Here is a 20,924-nt window from a genome sequence, read left to right on the forward strand (position 1 = left end):
TCAAATGACCGTCGTTACCGAAACCAAACTCGAGTTCGCCAAGCTCGGCTCCCGCATCGGCGCTGAAATCCGTGGGCTGGACATCAGCGGAGACCTGAGCCAGGAAACCGTTGCGCAGATCAGGGCAGCACTCAACGAACACAAGGCACTGGTGTTCCGAGAAGCAAACATCCTCACCGACGAGGACCAGGTGAAGTTCGCTTCGCATTTCGGGCCACTCACCAAGGCCCACCCGACCGTTGCCTCGGTGGAAGGGGAAGAGAACGTCCTGCCCGTTGACAGCGAAAACGGCTCAGCCAATAACTGGCACACCGACGTCACGTTCGTGGTCAACCCGCCGCAGGCATCCACGCTGCGCAGCATCGACCTTCCTGCCTATGGTGGCGAGACCCTGATTGCGTCCTCGGCCGGCGCTTACCGGGATCTCCCGGAGGAGCTCCGCAACTTCGCGGACACCCTCTGGGCCATCCACACGAACGACTACGACTACTCGGTGCCCAAGAACCTGGAGCACTCCAACGCCGAGGAACGTCGCAAGGAGTTCACGCGGCTGAAGTTCGAGACGGCGCACCCCGTGGTCCGCGTCCATCCGCTGACCGGCGAGCGCGGACTGTTCATTGGGGGCTTCGCGCAGCGGCTGAGGATTGTGGGCCTATCCAACACAGAGTCCAAGGACATCATCCGCCTGCTGCAGGCGTACGTGACCCGTCCGGAGAACGTGGTCCGCGTGAACTGGGAGCCCAACCAGGTGGTCCTGTTCGACAACCGCATTACCCAGCACTACGCACCGGACAACTACGACGGCCAGCCGCGCAAGCTCAACCGTGTGACCATCGCCGGGGACATCCCGGTCAGCATCGATGGAAAGCCCAGCCAGGCGATCCAGGGTGACTCCAGCACGTACTCCGTGGTGGCACCCGTGACCACCTCGTAGGGGGTCGCATGTGTTGCTGTCCTGACCCAACTGAGTCGCAGTGAACAGCGTTGTGGGACCTCATAGGCCCGCATAACGCGCACAACTGCGACTCAGTTGGGTTTAAGGGATGTTGCTTCCACGGGCGGTGACCCACAGTCCGTACCACTGGGCACGTGTCATGTTCTTCGCAACATTCGCGGCGTCGGCGCACGCCGTGATCCGTGCGGCGTTGGTTGTGCCCACGACAGGCGAAATACCTGCCGGGTGCTTCATGAGCCAACCCAGCAGCACAGCCTCCGGCGTGGACCCCTGAGCCATCGCCACCTGTTCCAGCATTGCCGCGGTGGCAGACTCCGCAGCTGAGAGTTCACCGGACTTGGCTCCGGTGAACCGGCCCTGGGCCAAGGACCCGTATGCCTGAAGCTCCACCCCGTGGGCCGTGCAGTACTCCAGGGTCCCGTGCGGGAAGCTGTACCCCGCACCCTCTGCATGGTTGACCAACACGGTGCTCTCCACCCAGTCCCGCCGAAGCAGGCTCATTTCCAACTGGTTCGCCACGATGGGTGTCTCCAACTGGTCCTGGAGGAACGCGATCTGCTCGCCTGACATGTTGGACACCCCCAACTGCCGTACCTTGCCTTCGGCCATCAACTGCCCGACGGCGGCCGCCACCTCATGCGGGTCCATCAGGGGATCGGGCCGGTGCAGGAGCAACAGGTCCACATAATCCGTTTGGAGCCGTTTCAGGCTCCCGTTGACCCGTTCAAGGATGGCTTCCCGGCTGAGGTCGTAGTGCGTATCCAACCCGCGCTCCCCCAGCCTGATCCCGCACTTGGTCTGCAACTGGATGTTCCCGCGCAGACCCTGCGAACGGGCGAGGACCTCGCCAAACACGGCCTCGGACTTGCCGCTGCGGTAGATGTCCGCATGATCGAACAGCTCAACGCCAATCCCACACGCGGCATCAATCACCGCAGCGGCCTGATCGATTTCCGCCGCCCCGTAGGACGTGCCGTCCCATGGACCGCCAAGTCCCATGCAGCCGTATATGAGGCGTCCCCGCCCGTTCGCAAATGCCATAGCGTCAGTACTCCGCCTACGCCTTGCTGACAACCCAGGCAGTGGTGTCGGAAGGCAGTTTGCCCTCTTCCAATGGTCCGCTGGAGACCACCACCTCGCCCGCCGGCAGGTCAACGGACCCACCGCCGAAGTTGGTCAGCGTGTGCCACCCACCGGGACGGCTGAAGTGCAGCACGTCCGGGTTGCCGGTCTCCACCCATTCGAGTTCCTCATCGGCCTGGAGTTCGCTCCGCAGGTGCAGCGCCTTCCGATAGAGCTCAAGCGTGGAACCCTCGACGCCGTCCTGCTTGGCGACTGCGTACTCCGCAAACCACTCAGGCTGCGGGAGGTGGGCGCCGCCGGAGCCGAACCCAAACGACGGGCCCTCCGCTGTCCACGGCAACGGAACACGGCATCCATCGCGGCCGATTTCCACTCCCGGGTTGCGGAAGAACGACGGGTCCTGACGCTCGGAGTCGGGAATCTCCGTCACTTCACGCAAGCCCAGCTCTTCACCCTGGTACAGGTACGCGGAGCCCGGAAGCGCGAGCAACAAGAGCGTAGCGGCGCGGGCGCGACGCAAGCCAAGGTCGACGTCGAGCTCCTCAGCGGGCGCGCCGGCAAGCAGCCAGCCTTTGCCGTCCTGGCCCTTGGGTTCGCTACCGGTGATGTCCTGGGCTGCGTTGGTTCCTTGTGCCACCGAACCGCCCTTCGGCAGCCCATAACGGGTGGCGTGGCGGACGACGTCGTGATTGGAGAAGACCCAAGTGGAGGAGGCTCCGGATTCCTTGGCGGCAACCAGGTTGTCCGTGATGATCTTCTTGAAGGATGCGGCGTCGAAGTCGGACTGCAGCAGGTCAAAGTTGAACGCTTGGCCGAGTCCCTCTGGGCTGGCGTAGCGGGCACGGCGGGACTCATGGACCCAGGCCTCGGCAACAGCGGTCCGCGGCGGGTTGTACTCGTTGAAAAGCTTGCGCCACTCTGAATAAACCTCGTGGACCTCGTCGCGGTCCCAGAATGGGTGCGAGCCGTCGGTGAAGCCGTCAGTTCCATGTGCCTTGGCCTCGAGGTCGGCCTTCATGGGCAGCGGCTCGGAAAGGTCCTTGGCCATGCCGTGGGCCACATCGATGCGGAAGCCGTCCACGCCGCGGTCCGACCAGAAGCGGAGGGTCTTCAGGAAGTCCTCGCGGATCTCCGGGTTCTCCCAGTTGAAGTCCGGCTGCTCCTTGGCGAAGATGTGCAGGTACCACTGGCCAGGCGTGCCGTCCGGCTCGGTGATGCGCTCCCAGATGGGCCCGCCAAAGACGGAATCCCAGTCCGACGGAGGCAGCTCACCGTTTTCGCCCTTGCCGTCACGGAAAATGTAGCGCTCGCGGGCGGCTGAGCCCTTCGGGGATGCCAGCGCCTCCTTGAACCATTCGTGGCGGTCGGAAGAGTGGTTGGGCACGATGTCCACGACGATCTTGATGCCAGCGGCGTGCAGGGCTGCGGCCATCTCGTCGAAGTCTTCCAGAGTCCCCAGCTTGGGGTCCACATTGCGGTAGTCATCCACGTCATAGCCGCCGTCGGCGAGGGCCGAAGGATAGAACGGGCTGAGCCAGACCGCATCGATTCCCAGTTCCTTCAGGTACGGAACCTTGGCTGTGATGCCCTTGATGTCTCCCAGCCCGTCCCCGTTCGCGTCGTGGAAGCTGCGGGGATAGATCTGGTAGACAGCTGCTTGACGCCACCAGTTCGGATCAGCCATGCGCCCGGCGTCGGTACGGTGTGCCTGCGTAGTGGGGGTGCTCACGAAACTCCTTTGATTTAGATTCTAAATTTAGATCCCGGACCAGTATGAAACGCCGGACGCGGGAAGGTCAACAGTGATTCAGCCCTTGACTGCGCCCTGGGTGACGCCCGCCATGACCCACCTCTGGGTGAAGAGATAAGCAATGATCGCGGGCGCCATGGCCATGAGGTAGGACGCGAAGGACACGTGGTAGTTGTTGCTGAATTGGGTCTGGAACAGGTTTTGCCGCACCGGAAGGGTTTGCAGGCCCGGATCGGAAATGATCAGCGACGGCATCATGAAGTCGTTCCACGCATAGAGGAACGCAAAGATTCCAACCGTTGCGCTCATCGGGGCCAGAAGCGGGAAGATCAGCTTCCAGAACGTTTGCCACGTCGTAGCACCATCGATCCGGGCGCTCTCTTCCAATTCCATGGGGATTGACCGGAGGAACGCGGTGAAGAGCAACACGCTGAAGCTCAGTTGGAACATGGTGGCGAGCAGGATCACGCCGAACGGGTTGTCCAGTCCCAGCCGGCCGGTGAGCTGGATCTGCGGCAGTGCCACCACGGGGAACGGGATGAACATGGCCGCCAGCAGGTAGAAGAACGAGTACCGGAACAGTTTGCGCTCCCAATTGCGCACGATCGCGTATGAAGCGAACGCAGCCAGGATGATGGTAGCCACAACCGTGCCTGCCGTGACCAGCAGCGACATGGCGGCGCCAACGGGGAAGTTCGTCAACGTCCAAGCCTGGACGAAGCCGTCGAGGCTTAATGGCGCCGGGAATGAGAAGGCGTTGCCATCCACCGCTTGCCCTTGGGTCTTGAAAGCCATGGAAACCGTGACGTACAGGGGTAGCAGGACAGTAACGGCACACAGCAGGAGGATAGCGGTCCCCGGCCAGTTGGCCCGTTCCGGCTTTACTCTGGCCTCGGAGCGGGAGCGTCCGACGGCGGCGCCTGGCTTGGTTTGCCGGGCTTCAGTTTGGATGGTGGCTTGTTCGGTCATCAGAGAGCATTCCGTCCGCGGGTCAACGAGAGCTGTACAAGGGAAATCAGGATGGCTACAACGAAGAAGATCGTTGCGTTGGCCATCTGGTAGGCGTAGTCGCCGCCGTTGAAGCCGGCGATAACGGTCATTGCGATGCTTCGGGTGGAGGTTCCCGGGCCGCCGTTCGTCAACCCGACAATGATGTCGTAGGCGTTCAGGAAGCCCTTGAACCCGAGAATGATGTTGATGACCACATATCCGGCCACCAGCGGAAGGGTGATCTTCACGAGCTGCTGGAACTTGCTGGCACCGTCAATGTCCGCCGCCTCATAGACGTCCCCGGGAACAGCGACGAGGCCGGCGATGTAGATGAGCAGGGCGCCGGGAACTGCCTGCCACGCGGTGACCAGCACAATGGCGATCCATGCCAGGTCCGGGTTGGCCAGCAGGCTGCTTTCCAGCCATGGAATCCCAGCTGCCGCCCCGACTGCCGGCAGCGAGTTGGAGAACAGGAAGTTGAAGACGTAGGCGATGATGATGCCGGAAACCACCATGGGGATGACGAAAACGGTTCGAAGCGCAGACTTCATCCGGATCCGCGATGTCAGTCCCACGGCCAGGAGGAAGGCGACCACGTTGACTGCGATCACCGTAACGAGGGAGAACCCGAAGGTGAAAAGGTAGCTCTGCAGGATCGCTGGGTCACCAAAGATCGCAAGGTAATTGGTAAAGCCTACGAATTCCCAATCGCCGATGCCGATGGAATCCGTGAAGCTGAAGAAAATACCAATGATGGCCGGGATGGTGATGGCCAGCGTGAACAAGAGAAGGCTGGGTACAAGGAAGAAGTAGAAGATGGGTTCAACGGATCGCGCGCTGCGTTGCCGGGGAAGGTCCCTGCCGGAGGTGGTTTTGTTGGTGAGGATGGACATTTCTTAGCTCCCGGGTCCGGCACTACTGGCGAAACGCCAGGCGCGCCCAATCTGCGTCGAGGGTTCGGAGGGTGGATTCAGGTCCCGCGCCGAAGACGAGCGCCTGCGTGTAGTTCATGATGGGGATGGTCTTTGGAACCAAAACCGAGGGACCTTGGTACACCTTTCCTTGCTCGTAGTAGCCGGCCATGCCCGCGATCCGCGCGTCCGGAACCACCGTGGAGTCCTTGGTTGGGGTGAACCCAAGCTGGGACTTGTTATATGCGTCCATCACTTCCGGCCTGTACAGGTACTCAAGGAAGCCGCGCGCAGCGTCCTTGTGCTTGGACGCCTCAGGAATCCACGCTGCGAGGTCCACGTTGACGCGGACGCGCAAGTCCTCCGGGTTCTCGGTCATGGGCAATGGGAAAGTTCCCAGCTGGAGGTCGGGGGCGGTCTTGGCCACTTCGCTGAAGGCCCACGGCCCCTGCAGGTACATAGCGGCCTTGCCTTGCGAAAACGCGAGGTTTCCGTCGCCATAGGCCCTGCTCGCAGCGTCCTTGTTGACGTAGTCCTTGGTCAACTGCAGCATCTTGGCAACCGGCTGGTCGAAGTCTTTCTGGAACGACACCGGGGAATCCGGACCGACTTCCGTTCCTTCATCGGCCAGCTTCTTGAAGAAGTCGATGGTGTCCACCTGGCCCCCAACGGAGTAGTCGAACCATCCCTGCGCGATCGTCCAGTCGTCCTTCCACGTGGCATAGAACGGCGTCACTCCAGCGGCTTTCAGTTTCTCGCAGGCAGCGATCAACTGGCTCCAGGTCGTAGGCACACTGATGTTGTTCGCCGCGAAGATGTCCTTGTTGTAGATCACGGAGGATGCCATCACCGAATAGGGAAGGGCGCTGGTACGGCCCGGGTACTTGCCGTACTGGTCCATCAACGGCTGGAGGTCTTCCCTGATGCGGGAGGCAGCCTTGGTTCCGGAAAGATCGCTCAAAACACCGCGCTGGACGAACCGGGACGATTCCATGTTGTAGTTGGCCAGGGCAATGTCCGGTGGGTTGCCGCGTACGAAGCTTGCGGACACGACGTCGACGCCGGACGTGTCCATGACGACTTCTGTTTTGTCCTGCGAGGCGTTGTACTCTGCAACGAGTTTGCTCATGAAGCCGATGGCCTCGCGCTTACTGAACGTGAACCGGATTGTTTCCTTGCCCGGGTCACCCGTGCAACCCGAGAGGAGGCCTGCCAGCAGAGCCAGCCCCAGCCCCATCGCTGCCAGGCGTTTCTTGCGTGTCGATTGTGCAGACACCATAGTCCTTTCATCCTGCGGACCCCAGCGGCCGCGTCACCATCCAGGGAGTCAGTTACCCCGACCATGATTTTAGATAGGAGATAAATTTATAACCTATCGCTAGTATCGAGTGACGGCCGCCACACCGTCAAGACTTTGAAGGAAATGTGTCTGTATCTAAATTTATGCACTAAATTTAGATAGACCGCTGTCTCAGTTCCTGCAGGCGGTCGGGAAAGCGAGGAAGCAGCATGCTGACCGGTACCGCTCCGTCTACACAGCTGGTCCGCCGGGTCAACGCCAGCGCGATGCTCAAGGCGATGCGTGGCGCCGGAGTCGTTACGGGCACCGAACTGATGGCCTCCACCGAACTCTCGCGGGCCACCGTCATCTCCATATGCGACGAACTGGTCCGCCTCGGATGGCTCCAGGAACTGGAAAATCAACGGGTGGCCGGAGACTATGTGAAGGGCCGCCCTGCACGCCGCTTCGTCTTCGACAACAACGCGGCCCACGTTCTGGGCATCGACATCGGCGCCACCAAGATCACCACCATAGTGGCGGACATGGCCGGCACGCCCCTGTCCCAGGTCACCATGCCCTTCCGGACCTACAACGTCCCCGCTGATGAGCGCGCCGATGTACTGGACCGGATCGCGGCAGATGCCTTGCACAAGGCCGGTATCACGGCAGACTCCGTCCTCGCCGTATCCGTCGGCGTTGCTGCCCCGGTAAACCGCCAAGGCGAGGTTCTCACAGTCCAGGAATTCTGGCGCTCCTTCGATGTCCGCCGGATAGTTGCCGAACGGCATGGCTGGCATGTGCTTCTGGAAAACGACGCCAACCTGGCCGCCCTCGCCGAACGCTGGCAGGGAACAGCCCAAGGAGTGGACAACCTGGTGGTCATGCTGGCCGGCGACCGCCTGGGCTCGGGCATCCTCGAATCAGGACGCCTGCTCCACGGCCAACTGGGCGGCTTCGGTGAACTCGGCTACCTCGACAACGTAGACGGCGTTGGCGACACGTACGGAATTGCCCACTACGCTGCCCTGTGGGGCCGTGAAGCCCTCAAAGACGACGCCACCTCGGCCCTCGGAACACTCTGTGGCGGCGACCCCTCAGCACTGACCGCCGGGATGGTCTTCACAGCGGCAGCCGACGGCGATCACGCCGCACAAAGCGCGCTGGACCGCGTGGCACACCGAATGGCCAGGGTCATTGGCTCGCTCAGCACCCTGGTCAATCCCGAACTGTTTGTCATAGCGGGAGGTGTCGCAGCGTCCGCCAACGCCCTGCTCCCCGCCATTGAAAAGCAGCTCCCGGAGTTCACCTTCACTCCCCCGCGCCTGGCCAGCTCCACCCTCGGCGATGGCATCGTGTCACTCGGAGCCGTTCGTCACGCACTGGACTATGTGGAAGAGAATGCACTGGACCTCTCGCCCGCTTCGTTGAACAAACAGCTTCGTTGAACAAACAGCTTCGTTGAACAAACCAGCGGGGACGCCTTAGGCCCCACCGGGCCTACTCCGGCATCGACATGGTCCGGAGGTCCAGTTGCCGCAGCACCCGGTCAGCCACTTCAGGGTCAGTCCCAGGCTCATTGCGTGCTGAGACCACTTCCTGGCGTGCGGCGTCCAGGGCGATCGTTTGAACGGCGATTGACAACTCCCGCCCGCGCTTGCGCTTCTCGGCAGTCGTCTCATTCTGCAAGGTGCCATCCAACAGTTCGGCGTGGAGCCGACGCATTTTCTCCTTGATCAGGGCCACCTTCTCGGCGGGCAATTCCTTCATGAGGTCGTGGTCCTTCAGGGCCGCAACGGCGGCGGACTGGGCGCGCCGCGCCAGGACACGCGCTGCGTCCTGTTCGTGCGAACCATCCTCGGTAGCCTTCAGGACCCGCATCAGCCAAGGCAGCGTCAACCCGGGAAGGACCAATGTGGCCAGGAGCACGGCGCACGCAATCACCAGGATCTCGTGCCGGGCCGGGAAATCGCTGCCATCCGGCAAGGTCATTGGGAGCGCCAAAGCCAAGGCCAGGGTTGCCAGCCCCCGCATACCGCACCACGTCAGGATCAGCACTTCCTTGGGGGACGTCGGCAGGAGGTTGCGCCGTCGTCGTGCGGTCAATGAGAGCAGGCCCAGCCAGAGGAAGCGCACCACGAACACCAGGACGCAGATCACCACGGCCATGCCGATCATCCCGAAAATGGCTGTTCCCTCGTCCCGTATAACGTGACGGATCTCGAGGCCAACCAAGCCGAAGGCCAACCCCGTGGCGAGCAGCTCCACCACGTCCCAAAAAGCGGTACGGGTGATCCGCTCGGCAGCGTCCTGGGGTCGCGTGTGGCGCTGCAGTTCCAAGGCGGTCACGACGACGGCCACCACGCCTGAGGCGTGCAGTTCTTCCGCAAGGATGTACGCGGCGAACGGCACAACAAGTGTGACGGCACTTCTGGCCACCATGGACGTAACCAGCTTGGTGATGACCTTGGTCACCCAGCCCATCGCGATGCCAATGAGGATGGCCAACGCCGCGCCAACCACGAATTGCAGGATGACGTTCGGTCCTACCTCACTGCCTGAGACCGTCGCCGCGACTGCCGCCTGGAAGATCACGATTGCTGCGGCGTCGTTGAACAGGCCTTCACTTTGGAGGACTGTGATAAGCCTCCGCGGCATATGTACGCGTCCGGCAACGGATTCCACGGCTACGGGATCCGGAGGCGCCACCATGGCACCCAGGGCGATGGCTGCCGGTATCCCGATACCCGGAATCATCAGCCACGCTGCGCCGGCCACCGTGGCGGTGGACACCACCACCAGGGCCACAGCCATCAGCAGCAGTGTCCGCCAACGCACGCGGAAAACCGCCCAGGAACTCTTTTGCGCCGTGGCGAACAACAGCGGCGGAAGGAAGATCGGCAGGATCAGGTCCGGCGAGATTTCAAACTCGGGGAAGCCCGGAATGAAGGTCAGGGCCACAGCGAGCAGCAGCATCAGCACCGGATACGGAAGGCGCAGCCGGTCGCCAAGGCCCACAGCCACCACCGTTGCAAGCAGCAACCCGATTATGAGCGCCAACTGATCCATGTCCCTGCTTCCCCAGATGTTGTACGGCCCTTACCCGGCAACACCGGGAAAGTTCCCTACCAACATATCCCGGGGTAACCACCTGGGCAGGTCCGGTCAGTCCTTGGTGAGGGCGTCCACCACGTCCTCGGTACCGTCCTTGAAGGTGATCGTCCGATGGGCTGTCCCGGGAAGTTCCAGGACCGCAGCAGCCACCAGGGCCACGTTTGCCCGTGACGTTTCGGTCCCGTCTTCGGGGTTGGCAGGGTCCGTTTCGATCAAACCCGTGGCCGGTTCATCCGTCAGTGCGCCCGGGCCCAGGATGGTCCAGTCCAGGTCAGTACCCCGGAGGTACTCGTCGGCGGCAGCCTTGGCCTCGGCGTAGGCGAAGAAAGGATTGTCCTGGGGCACGCCGTGGTCCTTGGCGGCCCCGAGATAGGAAACCATCACATAACGGGAGACCCCGGCTTGACCCGCGGCATCCATGGAGCGGATCGCGGCGTCCCGGTCCACCGCATAGGTCCTGTCCGGGTTGCCCCCGCCAGCACCGGCCGACCAGACCACCGCGTCGTGGCCGGTGAGCGCCTGGGCGAGTTCCGCCGTCGTCGAGTTTTCCACGTCCAGCACCTCGGCGGAGGCTCCCGTTTCCGTGACATCCGGCACATGGTCGGGATTGCGGATGAAGGACGTGACGTCGTGACCTTCGCCACTGAGGATTTTGGACAGATGCAGGGCCACTTTGCCGTGGCCGCCAATGATTGCGATTCGGCTCATGGACCCATTCTGTCCCACGAAACGAAAAAAGACCCCGCAGGTGAATTCTGCGGGGTCTTGCTCTGTAGCGGTGGGGAGGCTCGATCTCCCGACCTCACGATTATGAGTCGTGCGCTCTAACCAACTGAGCTACACCGCCACGAATGAGAAAAACCTGTGTCAAGCCGGTCAAAACCGCCCTGACACAGGCCCTCATTCAGAGCCCCCCACCGGAATCGATCCGGTGACCTCGTTCTTACCAAGAACGCGCTCTACCACTGAGCTAGGGGGGCAACGAGTAAATACTCTACCGGACGTTTTCAGAAGCTACAAATCGGCGAAAGGACGCGGAAAATCCGCGTCGACACAATTTGCAAAGGGGCCCCTGAGTTGATCTACAAACGGAGAACATCAAGGCAACCGGAGTACCTGCCCAGGGTAAAGATGGTCGGGGTTTGGGACCGTATCGGAGTTGCTTGCGATCAGAACGCCGAGGTCCACGCCGAACTGGGCCGCGATACCGCTCATGGTGTCTCCGGGCTCCACTACCACCTCGGTGACCCTCCGGGCTCCCGAGGAACGCCCAGCGGAGCCCTCAGGGGCGCCTTCCTGAGCTTCCTGGGCCTGTTGGGCGCCGTCGATGTCTGCTTCTACCTGCCTGGCCGCCTGTGCCCCCGCCACGTCGGCAGCTTCCTGGTTGTGCGTTGCCTGCGCAGCTGCAGCTTCCGCTGCGTTCCGGGTGGAAGATGCGGCCTCGACGGCGGCTGCATCCTCGGCCGCCTGGCGGACCGCGGTTTGGTCTACTTGAACGGGGTCCGGGGCAGCAACGGGGGTCGCGGAGGCACTGTGATCCTTTTCACCGTGATCCTTGTCGCCGATGCCGAGGGTTTTTTTCACGTTATCCAGCAGTCCCATGAAGCGATAGTACGGCGGCGGGCTGTTCCCCGTAACCCAATGCCTCCCCGGAATTCGTGCCGCACGGCTGGCGACAGGGGCCGGGGCCCGCGGTTAACGCAACAGGGGGCCGGCTCGAAAGCCGACCCCCTGTGGGAACTACTTGGTGTTTAGCACCGGGCTGTGTTTACCACTTGCCCTTGCGGTTGAAGTCGCGGTGTCCGCCTTCGCCGCCACTGCGGGGCTTGCGTGCACCGTCGCCGTGTCCACCGAAGCGGGATCCGCTGGCCTGTCCGCGATCGCGGTCGCCGAAGCTGCCTGCGGTGCGCTCAGAGCGGTCGCTGTAGGAGCGGCCGCCACGGTCAGCGGAGGTACGCTCGCCGTCGGACTTACGGAAGTCCTTCTTGAAGCCGCCGTTGCCCTTGAAGTTTCCGCCACCACGGTTTTCACGGTCGCCGTAGCCACCGCGTCCCCCACCGGAGTAGCCACCACGTTCGCTGTTCGGCCTGCGGCCGTTGTCCAACTCGAGGTTGATCAACTCGCCGCCGATGCGGGTGCGGGACAGTGCGCGCAGCTGCTCGGGGCTCAGGTCTGCCGGGAGCTCCACCAGGGAGTGGTCCGAGCGGATGTCGATGCCACCGATCTGTGCGGACGAGATGCCACCCTCGTTGGCAATGGCGCCAACGATGGAACCCGGCATGACGCGCTGGCGGCGTCCGACGGCGATCCGGTAGGTAGCGTTGCCCTCGGTAAGTGCACGGGTCGGGCCACGGGAACCGAAGCCGTCCTTGGAGCGCTCGCGCTTCTGGTACTCAGGAGCTGCAGGCAGTTCCTTCACCAGCAAGGGCTGTCCACCCTGGGCCATGACGGCCAGGGCAGCTGCGATCTCCGCAGCCGGAACGTTGTGCTCTTCTTCGTAGGAAGAGATGAGGTCGCGGAACGCTGCGACATCCTCGGACGCGAGGGTCTCGGTGATGCGCTCGGCGAACTTGCCCAGGCGCAGCGTGTTCACGGTCTCCGCGGTGGGCAGGTGCATCTGCTCGACCGGCTGGCGCGTGGCCTTCTCGATGGAACGCAGCAAGTACTTCTCGCGCGGCGTCATGAACAGGATCGCGTCACCGGAACGGCCTGCACGGCCGGTACGGCCAATGCGGTGGACGTAGGACTCGGTGTCGTGCGGAATGTCGTAGTTGATGACGTGGCTGATGCGCTCAACGTCAAGACCACGGGCTGCGACGTCGGTAGCAACCAGGATGTCGATGCGGCCTTCCTTGAGCGCGTCAACAGTGCGTTCGCGCTGCTGCTGCGGGATGTCGCCGTTGATGGCGGCAGCCTGGAAGCCCCGGGCCTTCAGCTTGTCAGCCAGGTCCTCGGTAGCCATCTTGGTCCGCACGAAGGCGATGACGCCGTCGAAGTCCTCAACCTCAAGGATGCGGGTCAGTGCGTCCAGCTTGTGCGGGCCCATGACCTGCAGGTAGCGCTGGCGGGTGTTGGCACCGGTAGTGGTCTTGGACTTCACCGAGATCTCAGCCGGGTTGTTCAAGTACTGCTTGGACATGCGGCGGATCTGGCCCGGCATGGTGGCCGAGAACAACGCAACCTGGCGGTCCTCGGGGGTCTGCTGGAAGATCTGCTCCACGTCATCGGCGAAGCCCATGCGCAGCATCTCGTCAGCCTCGTCAAGGACGAGGTACTGGAGCTCGGAAAGGTCCAGGGAACCCTTGGCGATGTGGTCGATCACGCGGCCGGGAGTACCGACAACAACCTGGGCACCACGGCGGAGGCCGGCAAGCTGCGGGCCGTAGGCCGAGCCACCGTACACCGGCAGGACGGTGAAGTCGTCAATGTGCTTGGCGTAGGAGGTGAAAGCCTCGGCAACCTGGAGGGCCAGTTCACGCGTGGGAGCCAGGACCAATGCCTGGGTCTTGCGGGACGGGCCGTTGAGGTCGTGAAGTTCAGCCAGGCGGGACAGGGCGGGGACAGCAAATGCTGCGGTCTTGCCGGTACCGGTCTGAGCCAGGCCAACGACGTCGCGGCCCTCAAGGAGCAGCGGGATGGTTGCGGCCTGGATGGGTGACGGCTTTTCGTATCCGACATCCTGCAGAGCGGCCAGAACGCGGCCGTCGATGCCGAGCTCGGCAAAGCGAACGCCTTCTTCTTCGTCCTCGTCTGCCTTGGGAGCAGGAGCTTCGGTGAAGGCGGGGGCTGCAGCCTCAGCTGCGGCAGTCTCGACGGGGGCAGCGGCAGCAGCCGGTGCTTCAGCTTCGGCGGGTGCGGCGGTCTCTACTGCTTCAGCAACGGGGGCTGTTTCAGCAGACTCATCGTTCGGGGCGTCGAAGTTTTCGTTGAGATTTTCGGTCATAAGGGGAAATTCCTCATCCATAGGGCATCGGCGCGACCCGGTTGGGCTGGCCGCAGTACTCGTCGCGAAGAGACAGGAAAAGGTGCCCTGCTATTCGCAAGAAGTCCGGCGCTATCGCAATCCCATGGCAGGACTTCCCGCTGCATCTCTTGGCTGCTATCCCAGCAGTCTGTACAGCGTTTTCTTTAGCCGGCTCTCCCTATGAAAATGCCCGCACACATTTGCGGGCCCCAACACTTACCAGTCCTGCCTCAAGAATTGGGCAGGATAAAGGGATTTCCGGAGTGGGGGATATTTCAAGTGTAGGGCACAGGGCGGGGTGCCCGCGACCCGGATCCCGGTGAGCTTGTTCACATTCCCCTTGCCGGGCATTGAACGCCGGCTCACCACGGGCTCGACAGGACCGCGAAGCTGCGCCCAGAGACCGACTGGCTGCGTTCAGAGGTCGCTGCGCCGCAGGACCTTTTCGAACTTCGCGTGGTACTCGTCCTGGAGCCGGATCTCCCCATCCGCCTCGGCATCCAAGAGGACCTGGACGAGTTCCGCGGTGGGTTCGCTGAACCACTGGCCCACGGTGACACCGTGCTTCGGAATGAACGTGCGGTGGATGTGGTCTCCCGCCGAGATGGTGCCCGCCCGGATCACCCTAAGGTACGTGCCAACCCTGCCGGCCTGCGTGAACCTCTTCACCCACTGTGGCTCCCCAATCGCGCGTTGGAAGGTGGCGCAAGGAACCCGGGGAGAGGTCACTTCCAACTCCAGGTCCAAACCGATCCTCCAACGTTCGCCGATCACCGCGCCTGTGGTTTCGGTTCCGGTGACGCGCAGGTTCTCGCCGAAGAAGCCTGGCGCAAGTTCCCGCCCCAGCTCCCCCGACCAATAGTCAGCGTCGTCCTGCGAATAGGCGTACAGTGCCTGGTCCTCTCCGCCGTGGTTGGCCCGGTCCGCCTGCACATCACCGTGAAGTCCCAGTTTGTGCACCCTGACCGGCCCCTCGACGGGACGCTTGTCGATGGCAGTGACGCCCACGTTGCCCGGATCAGGCAGCAACTGGTGGACACGGCAGACGGCGAGGAGGGATGCGGTGTTCATGGACAACAGTGTACGGATGCGCGTGCCGTGCTAGGGATCGAACCTGTAGCCCATGCCAGCTTCGGTATGGAGGTGGCGTGGCTCCGCAGGATCCCGTTCCAGTTTCCGCCGCAACTGGGCGATGTACACCCTGAGGTACTGGGTTTCCTTGGCATACGCCTGGCCCCAAACCTGGGTGAGGATCTGCTGTTGGCTCACCAGCTTCCCTTTGTTGCGGACCAGCAACTCCAGGATGTTCCACTCGGTAGGTGTCAGCCGGACGTCCGCACCATCCCTGACGATTTTCTTGCCGGCCAGGTCCACCACGAAGTCTGCGGTCGCCAAGGTGGGTTCTTCTTCTCCGGTGACGACCCTGCGGGAGGCAACCCGCAACCGGGCAAGCAGCTCATCCAAACCGAAGGGCTTGGTCACGTAGTCGTCCGCACCGGCGTCGAGCGCTTCCACCTTGTCTTCCGAGGCGTGCCGGGCGGACAGCACGATGATGGGCATGCTGGACCAGCCCCGGATACGCCGGATGACCTCCACGCCGTCCATGTCAGGCAGGCCGAGGTCCAGGACCACAATCTTCACCGGTTGCTTCGCGGCGGCGTTCAGAGCATCCGCGCCGTTTCCCACTGTCAAGGCCTGGTACCCGTGGGCCTGGAGGGTCACCTGCATGGCCCGGGCAATGCGTGCCTCGTCCTCAACGATCAGCACCAGCGTCACAGCTGCTCCCCGGTCCACAGCGGCAGCGTGACCACCAGCGTCAGTCCGCCGCCCGGCGTCGGCTCCGCCGCGAGGCTTCCACCCATGGCTTCGGTAAATCCCTTGGCGACCGCGAGCCCCAGTCCTATCCCACCGGCCGGCCCAGGGGTGGGCGCGTCACCGAAACGCTGGAACGGCTGGAACATGGTGAGGACCTCCTGCGGGCCTATTCCCTGGCCATGATCCACAATCCGCAACTCGCTGGCGGGCCGCTCCCCCAAGGTGATGTCCGCACCTGCCCTGGCCCTGAGCACCACGTCCGAATCCGGCGCATATTTCACAGCGTTCTCCACGATGTTCGCGACAACGCGCTCGAGCATGCCGGTGTCGGCTTGAACCGGCGGGAGGTTGGGTGGCAGTTCGTTGCGGAGGCGGTCCCGGGGAATCCCCTGAAGCGCTTCCGGCAGCACGTCCGCCCATGCCGTACCGGTCAGCAACGGATTGACGGCGTCCGCGGTAATGCGCGACATGTCCAGGAGGTTGTCCACCAGGTGGTCCAGCCGGTCCGCATAATCCTCAATGGTCTCCAACAGCTCCCGCTCCACATCCGGCGGAAAATCCACGTCATCCTGGCGTAGGCTGCTGACCGCCAGTTTGATCCCGGCCAAGGGCGTCCGCAGGTCATGCGACACGGCGCGCAGGATGGAGGTACGCATCTTGTTGCCCTCCGATAACCGCACATTATCGCGCCGGCTCTGCACCAGTTGTTGCCGCTCGCGCACGGCGACCACAAACGCGCCAAATGCCGCGAGCATCCGCTGGTGGTGTGGGGATAACGGCCCGCCGCGCAGCAACAGCGTGTAGTGGGGATCGACGACGGCGGCATGGTCCGCGGCGGCATGGGTCACCGGCGGATTGGGGCCGGCGCTCGCCAGGACACGCCACTCCGGTGCCGCGCCCTGCACTGTAATTCCTTGGCTTCCCAGCAATGTCACAGCCTGCATGCCCAGATTGCCGCGGACCTTCTCCAGGAACGACTCCAGGCTGCCGTCGGAGCTGAGGATGCGCAGGGCCAGCTCGCTCAGTGCCGTGGCCTCCGCTCCCGATCTCGCCGCTTCCTGCGCCCTCCGGGTGGCCAGGCCCACAGCAAGCCCCACGCCGCACGCCACGGCAAGGAAGACCACCACGGTGAACAGCGTGCTGGGGTCTGCTATGGATAGCGAACCTACGGGGTCCGCCGAAAAGTAGTTAAGGAGGAAACTGCCCAGCACGGCGGCCACCACCGCTGGCCATAAGCCCCCGACAGCGGCCACGGCCACTGCCACCGCCAGTTGCAGGAGCATGATCATCGCAAAATTACGGAAACCCAGCACCGTGACGAGAACTTCGACCGCAGGGGGCAGCAAAAGTGCCAGGACCAACCCGGTGATCACCCGGCCCTGGCCGATGCCCCGCACCGACGGAAGCCGCAGCAGCACGCCGTCCTCGCCGTTGCTGTGTGCCTCAGGTGCCGCCATGGCTACATCCTTACATGGTTCGTTGGTGGGCAGTTCTCCCCATGTGGGACTGTCACCGGTGCCAGCGCTCCGCACAGGTACTAGGCTTGCTCTGAGCATTCTGGTCCGGCGTGGCGCCGGACACTTCCACGGTCTATCCAGGGGGATACGCATGGGCCCGAAAGACAACCCCGACGCTGCCGGCAGCGGCGGGGACAACAACGCCGATTTTGGAGCGGGCAACAATCCGCCCAAACCCCCGCCGTGGCAGGTGCCCAAACCCGAACTCCACCCCGAACTGTTCGCTCCCGTGGAGGAACCGGCCCAGGATCAGCAGGGCGGGAACCAGGACAAGAGCCGGGCCGCCGGCAAGGGCAAGAAGCGCCCTGTAGCCGCTGGGGCATCCCAGGGCCCGGCAGGACCAACGCAGCCTGGCCAGCCACTGCCCGTTATTGACCCCTTCGCCAAGGAACGCGAACGCGGCGCGGCGGAAGCAGCCAAAAAGAAGAAGCGCTCGCAACGCCGCACCGTAGTGGTGGGCCTCGGCGTGACTGCCTTGTTGGCGGGAACCATCACCGCGATCGTTGCCAGCAACGAGCAGGAAGCTGACTACGCACAGGTCTGCTTCAACGAGGAAACCGGCGAGCGCGTTGACGACAACCAGTGCGACAACAGCAGCTCGGCGGGCCGCAGCTCGGGCATCTACGCCTGGTACTTCTATTCGCGGGGCGCCAGCGTTCCGGCCGTCGGCCAGAACAGGTCCGCCTACCCGAGCTACACCAAGAACGTGCCGTCCGGCGCCAAGTCCTCCACCGGGTACAGCACCAAGGGCGGCACTGTCAGCCGCGGCGGTTTCGGCAGCAGTTCCAAAAGCGGCGGAAGCTCGGGGGGCTAAGGATGCGTCGACTGCCCTCCGTGCCCCGTCCGGACTGGAAGAAGAAGATCGAGGAACAGGGCCTGGTCTTTTCCACCACCACCATGCCCGATGGCCGCAAGATCGAATACTGGAACGAATCGGCGTACTACGAATTCACCATGGACGAGGTGGAAACGCTGGAAAAGACCGCCGAGGACATGCACATCATGTGCTTGGAAGCGGCCAAGTACCTCGCTACCGGAGCCATGGGCGACATCGGGATCGGACAACAGGCGCTGGAGCTTGCCGGTGACTCGCTGTTGGCTGCGGACATGGACATTTATGGCCGCTTCGACTTCATTTATGACGGCAAGGGCGGCCCAGCGAAGATGCTGGAGTACAACGCCGATACCCCCACAGGATTGATCGAAGCTTCCGTGGCCCAATGGTTCTGGCTCCAGGACGTCTTCCCGGAGAAAGACCAGTGGAATGGCATCCATGAGGCCCTGATCCGGCAGTGGAAGAAATTGCAGTTCCGCACCGGCATGAGCACCCTGCACGTGGCCCACTCCGAGGCTGAGGAGTCAGGCGAAGACTGGATGACGGCCGCCTACATGCGGGATGTCGCGAGCCAGGGCGGGTGGACCACCATCGGCATCAACATGTCCGATATCGGCTGGGACCCGAACCTGAACCGCTTCGTGGACCTGGACAACTTCATGATCAGCACCATGTTCAAGCTGTATCCATGGGAACTCATGATGAAGGAACCGTTCGGACAACGGCTCTTGCAGCGCGCCCACAACCCCCGCTGGGTTGAGCCCGCCTGGAAGATGCTGCTGTCCAACAAAGCCCTGCTGGCCGCGCTGTGGCACCTCTACCCGAACCATGAGAACCTGCTGCCGGCGTACCTGGGAGACCCGGGTCCGCTCAAGGAGTGGGTGGCCAAGCCGTTGCACGGACGCGAGGGCGACAACATCCGCATCCACGCCCCTGGCATTGAGATACAGCAGCCCGGCGGTTACGGCCGAGAAGGGTGGTGCTTCCAGCAGTACCACTCCCTTCCGGATTTCGACGGCAACCACCCCGTCCTGGGCCTCTGGGTAGTGGATGGCGAATCCGTGGGCTGCGGCATCCGCGAATCCGACGGCCCCATCACGGACTACTTCTGCCGTTTCGTTCCCAACACCATTGACGCCCCGGCGCCTGTCGCGCCACCTGCTACTTCCTACGGAGCCGCACTATGAGCACTGAAACCTCGACGCCGGGTGGCGGCTCAGCGGGCGGCGACCGTTCCGCCGTCGTACCTTCCAAAGGCCTCCACGCAGGAATCCTGGACCTGGGCGACTCCGTCATGCTGGGCCTGGCCTCCACCGCGCCCGTGTATTCGCTGGCCGCAACGCTGGGCCTCATTGTCGCTGTCAACGGCAACTACACTCCACTGATCCTGGTCCTCGGCTTCATCCCGGTACTGTTCATCGCCTATGCCTTCCGGGAACTTAACAGCGCCATGCCCGACTGTGGCACCACGTTCTTCTGGGCCCGTAAAGCCTTTGGTCCTTGGGCTGGATGGCTTGGCGGCTGGGGAGTTGCCCTCGCCGGAATCGTGGTGTTGGCCAACCTGGCACAAATTGCAGGAAAGTACCTCTGGCTGCTGGTGGGCGACGGTTCCTTGGCGGACAACACCTGGCTGGTGACGGCCACGGGCGTGCTGTTCATCGTGTTCATGACATATGTGAACCACCGCGGCATCCGGCTTGGCGAGCACGTTCAGCGCACCCTGACGTACATCCAATACATTTCCTTGGGCATTTTCGCAGTGGCCATCGTCTTCAGGATTGCCGGCGGCGCGCCCGAGGGGCAGCCTTTTGACTTCGAATGGTTCAACCCCGCGGGAGCCTTTGCGGACCCCGGCGCCGTCGTGCACGGGGTGCTGTTGGCGCTGTTCATCTACTGGGGCTGGGACACATGCCTGGCACTCAACGAAGAAACCGAGAACCCGGCGAAGACCCCTGGCCGTGGCGCCGTCATTTCAGCGACGGTCCTCTTGGCGATCTACGTTTCCGTGGCACTGCTGGTCATGATGTACGCCACCATCGGCTCGGACGGCATTGGACTGGGCAATGAAGCCAACCAGGATGACGTCTTCCTGGCCATGAAGGACGTTGTGCTGGGCCCTTGGGGCTGGTTGATTGTTGTTGCCGTGCTGGCCTCCGTCCTGTCCTCCACACAGACCACCATCCTGCCCACGGCCCGCGGGACACTGTCCATGGGAGTCCACGGCGCCCTCCCTCCCCGTTTCGGAAAAGTCCATGAGCGTTTCATGACACCCGGGTTCTCCACCCAGGTCATGGGCGCGGTGGCCGTGGTCTACTACGTGGCCATGAGCTTCCTCAGCGAAAACCTGTTGTCGGATTCCATCAGCGCGATCAGCCTTTTCATCGCGTTCTACTACGCCTTGACCGGTTTCTCCTGCGTCTGGTTCTTCCGTTCCACGCTGCGCGAATCCGCCCGTAACCTGTGGTTCCGGGGCATCCTGCCGCTGCTGGGGGCACTGTCCCTGACCGCCGCGTTCTTCGTCTCGGCCGTACAGATGTGGGACCCGGCCTACGGGGATACCCGCATCTTCGGGATCGGTGGCGCGTTCGTCAGCGGCGTCCTGCTTCTGGCCCTCGGCGTCGTCCTGGCCATTGTGTGCAGGTTCGCGCCGTCCACCCGGGGGTATTTCACGGGCGAACGAGCCGAGGTTGGGATAGTTCGCGGCGAGTAGC

The 20,924-nt window shown here is 63.1% G+C and carries 17 protein-coding genes and 2 tRNA genes; 5 read left to right on the forward strand and 14 right to left on the reverse strand.

Annotated elements, in window-relative coordinates; all coding sequences use genetic code 11:
* The first annotated feature begins 4 nt into the window (after nt 1–4).
* Complete coding sequence (locus J2Y68_RS08970; protein WP_309992329.1) at nt 5–934, forward strand: TauD/TfdA dioxygenase family protein; 930 nt, start codon at nt 5–7, stop codon at nt 932–934.
* Nucleotides 935–1,036: 102 nt separating this feature from the next.
* Here the strand turns inward: J2Y68_RS08970 and J2Y68_RS08975 are convergent, their stop codons facing one another.
* The 5 genes from J2Y68_RS08975 to J2Y68_RS08995 form a co-directional block, all read right to left on the reverse strand.
* On the reverse strand, nt 1,037–1,996 hold the full coding sequence (locus tag J2Y68_RS08975; protein WP_309992332.1) for an aldo/keto reductase: 960 nt from the start codon (nt 1,994–1,996) through the stop codon (nt 1,037–1,039).
* A gap of 16 nt (nt 1,997–2,012) precedes the next feature.
* The gene (locus J2Y68_RS08980; protein WP_309992335.1) at nt 2,013–3,767 is read right to left on the reverse strand and encodes a glycoside hydrolase family 13 protein; all 1,755 of its coding nucleotides are present in this window, start codon (nt 3,765–3,767) and stop codon (nt 2,013–2,015) included.
* Nucleotides 3,768–3,845: 78 nt separating this feature from the next.
* Entirely contained in the window at nt 3,846–4,757 is a 912-nt protein-coding gene (locus tag J2Y68_RS08985; protein ID WP_309992338.1) for a carbohydrate ABC transporter permease, read from the reverse strand.
* A complete protein-coding gene (locus tag J2Y68_RS08990; RefSeq protein ID WP_309992341.1) occupies nt 4,757–5,671 on the reverse strand; it encodes a carbohydrate ABC transporter permease in 915 nt (304 codons plus the stop codon). Before J2Y68_RS08990 ends, J2Y68_RS08985 begins: the two co-directional genes overlap by 1 nt.
* A 22-nt stretch (nt 5,672–5,693) precedes the next feature.
* Complete coding sequence (locus tag J2Y68_RS08995; protein WP_309992620.1) at nt 5,694–6,965, reverse strand: ABC transporter substrate-binding protein; 1,272 nt, start codon at nt 6,963–6,965, stop codon at nt 5,694–5,696.
* Nucleotides 6,966–7,198: 233 nt separating this feature from the next.
* Here J2Y68_RS08995 and J2Y68_RS09000 point away from each other — a divergent pair, with 233 nt between their 5' ends.
* Nucleotides 7,199–8,416: an ROK family protein gene (locus J2Y68_RS09000; protein WP_309992344.1), complete on the forward strand. Its 1,218-nt coding sequence runs from the start codon at nt 7,199–7,201 to the stop codon at nt 8,414–8,416.
* A gap of 52 nt (nt 8,417–8,468) precedes the next feature.
* On the opposite strand, the gene J2Y68_RS09005 is transcribed toward J2Y68_RS09000, so the two are convergent.
* The 9 genes from J2Y68_RS09005 to J2Y68_RS09045 all read right to left on the reverse strand — a co-directional run bounded on the left by J2Y68_RS09005 (nt 8,469) and on the right by J2Y68_RS09045 (nt 17,318).
* Nucleotides 8,469–10,037 (reverse strand): Na+/H+ antiporter, encoded by a 1,569-nt coding sequence (locus J2Y68_RS09005; protein WP_309992347.1) that lies wholly within the window; start codon nt 10,035–10,037, stop codon nt 8,469–8,471.
* Between the two features lie 96 nt (nt 10,038–10,133).
* Entirely contained in the window at nt 10,134–10,790 is a 657-nt protein-coding gene (locus tag J2Y68_RS09010) for an NAD(P)-binding oxidoreductase (RefSeq protein ID WP_309992349.1), read from the reverse strand.
* A gap of 65 nt (nt 10,791–10,855) precedes the next feature.
* A tRNA-Met gene (locus J2Y68_RS09015) sits at nt 10,856–10,929 on the reverse strand.
* Nucleotides 10,930–10,990: 61 nt separating this feature from the next.
* Nucleotides 10,991–11,062: transfer RNA gene (locus J2Y68_RS09020), tRNA-Thr, on the reverse strand.
* Between the two features lie 118 nt (nt 11,063–11,180).
* Nucleotides 11,181–11,684 carry a LysM peptidoglycan-binding domain-containing protein gene (locus J2Y68_RS09025; protein WP_309992352.1) on the reverse strand — a complete coding sequence of 168 codons (504 nt, stop codon included), beginning with the start codon at nt 11,682–11,684 and terminating at the stop codon, nt 11,181–11,183.
* Nucleotides 11,685–11,850: 166 nt separating this feature from the next.
* Nucleotides 11,851–14,025, reverse strand: coding sequence for a DEAD/DEAH box helicase (locus J2Y68_RS09030; RefSeq protein WP_309992354.1), 2,175 nt, complete (start codon nt 14,023–14,025; stop codon nt 11,851–11,853).
* A gap of 438 nt (nt 14,026–14,463) precedes the next feature.
* Nucleotides 14,464–15,117 carry an MOSC domain-containing protein gene (locus J2Y68_RS09035; protein WP_309992357.1) on the reverse strand — a complete coding sequence of 218 codons (654 nt, stop codon included), beginning with the start codon at nt 15,115–15,117 and terminating at the stop codon, nt 14,464–14,466.
* A 30-nt stretch (nt 15,118–15,147) separates the two neighbouring features.
* Nucleotides 15,148–15,822, reverse strand: coding sequence for a response regulator (locus J2Y68_RS09040; RefSeq protein ID WP_309992623.1), 675 nt, complete (start codon nt 15,820–15,822; stop codon nt 15,148–15,150).
* Nucleotides 15,819–17,318: a sensor histidine kinase gene (locus J2Y68_RS09045; protein WP_309992360.1), complete on the reverse strand. Its 1,500-nt coding sequence runs from the start codon at nt 17,316–17,318 to the stop codon at nt 15,819–15,821. Before J2Y68_RS09045 ends, J2Y68_RS09040 begins: the two co-directional genes overlap by 4 nt.
* Nucleotides 17,319–17,469: 151 nt before the next feature.
* Here J2Y68_RS09045 and J2Y68_RS09050 point away from each other — a divergent pair, with 151 nt between their 5' ends.
* The 3 genes from J2Y68_RS09050 to J2Y68_RS09060 are packed head-to-tail and all read left to right on the forward strand — an operon-like array spanning nt 17,470 to nt 20,923.
* On the forward strand, nt 17,470–18,192 hold the full coding sequence (locus J2Y68_RS09050) for a Tat pathway signal protein (RefSeq protein ID WP_309992363.1): 723 nt from the start codon (nt 17,470–17,472) through the stop codon (nt 18,190–18,192).
* A gap of 2 nt (nt 18,193–18,194) precedes the next feature.
* Nucleotides 18,195–19,400 (forward strand): glutathionylspermidine synthase family protein, encoded by a 1,206-nt coding sequence (locus tag J2Y68_RS09055; RefSeq protein ID WP_211712067.1) that lies wholly within the window; start codon nt 18,195–18,197, stop codon nt 19,398–19,400.
* Nucleotides 19,397–20,923, forward strand: a complete 1,527-nt coding sequence (locus J2Y68_RS09060; protein WP_309992368.1) for an APC family permease — start codon at nt 19,397–19,399, stop codon at nt 20,921–20,923. The genes J2Y68_RS09055 and J2Y68_RS09060 overlap by 4 nt, the downstream gene beginning before the upstream one ends.
* Nucleotide 20,924: the final 1 nt, after the last annotated feature.

Origin of the sequence: Paenarthrobacter nitroguajacolicus (assembly GCF_031455195.1) — a bacterium.
Lineage (GTDB): Bacteria > Actinomycetota > Actinomycetes > Actinomycetales > Micrococcaceae > Arthrobacter > Arthrobacter nitroguajacolicus_D.

Coding starts and splice junctions, on each gene's coding strand:
- J2Y68_RS09055 (WP_211712067.1), top strand. CDS start 18,195: ATGCGTCGACTGCCCTCCGTGCCCCGTCCGGACTGGAAGAAGAAGATC.
- J2Y68_RS09045 (WP_309992360.1), bottom strand. CDS start 17,318: ATGGCGGCACCTGAGGCACACAGCAACGGCGAGGACGGCGTGCTGCTG.
- J2Y68_RS08990 (WP_309992341.1), bottom strand. CDS start 5,671: ATGTCCATCCTCACCAACAAAACCACCTCCGGCAGGGACCTTCCCCGG.
- J2Y68_RS08975 (WP_309992332.1), bottom strand. CDS start 1,996: ATGGCATTTGCGAACGGGCGGGGACGCCTCATATACGGCTGCATGGGA.
- J2Y68_RS09060 (WP_309992368.1), top strand. CDS start 19,397: ATGAGCACTGAAACCTCGACGCCGGGTGGCGGCTCAGCGGGCGGCGAC.
- J2Y68_RS08985 (WP_309992338.1), bottom strand. CDS start 4,757: ATGACCGAACAAGCCACCATCCAAACTGAAGCCCGGCAAACCAAGCCA.
- J2Y68_RS09005 (WP_309992347.1), bottom strand. CDS start 10,037: ATGGATCAGTTGGCGCTCATAATCGGGTTGCTGCTTGCAACGGTGGTG.
- J2Y68_RS09030 (WP_309992354.1), bottom strand. CDS start 14,025: ATGACCGAAAATCTCAACGAAAACTTCGACGCCCCGAACGATGAGTCT.
- J2Y68_RS09035 (WP_309992357.1), bottom strand. CDS start 15,117: ATGAACACCGCATCCCTCCTCGCCGTCTGCCGTGTCCACCAGTTGCTG.
- J2Y68_RS08970 (WP_309992329.1), top strand. CDS start 5: ATGACCGTCGTTACCGAAACCAAACTCGAGTTCGCCAAGCTCGGCTCC.
- J2Y68_RS09010 (WP_309992349.1), bottom strand. CDS start 10,790: ATGAGCCGAATCGCAATCATTGGCGGCCACGGCAAAGTGGCCCTGCAT.
- J2Y68_RS09000 (WP_309992344.1), top strand. CDS start 7,199: ATGCTGACCGGTACCGCTCCGTCTACACAGCTGGTCCGCCGGGTCAAC.
- J2Y68_RS09050 (WP_309992363.1), top strand. CDS start 17,470: ATGGGCCCGAAAGACAACCCCGACGCTGCCGGCAGCGGCGGGGACAAC.
- J2Y68_RS09025 (WP_309992352.1), bottom strand. CDS start 11,684: ATGGGACTGCTGGATAACGTGAAAAAAACCCTCGGCATCGGCGACAAG.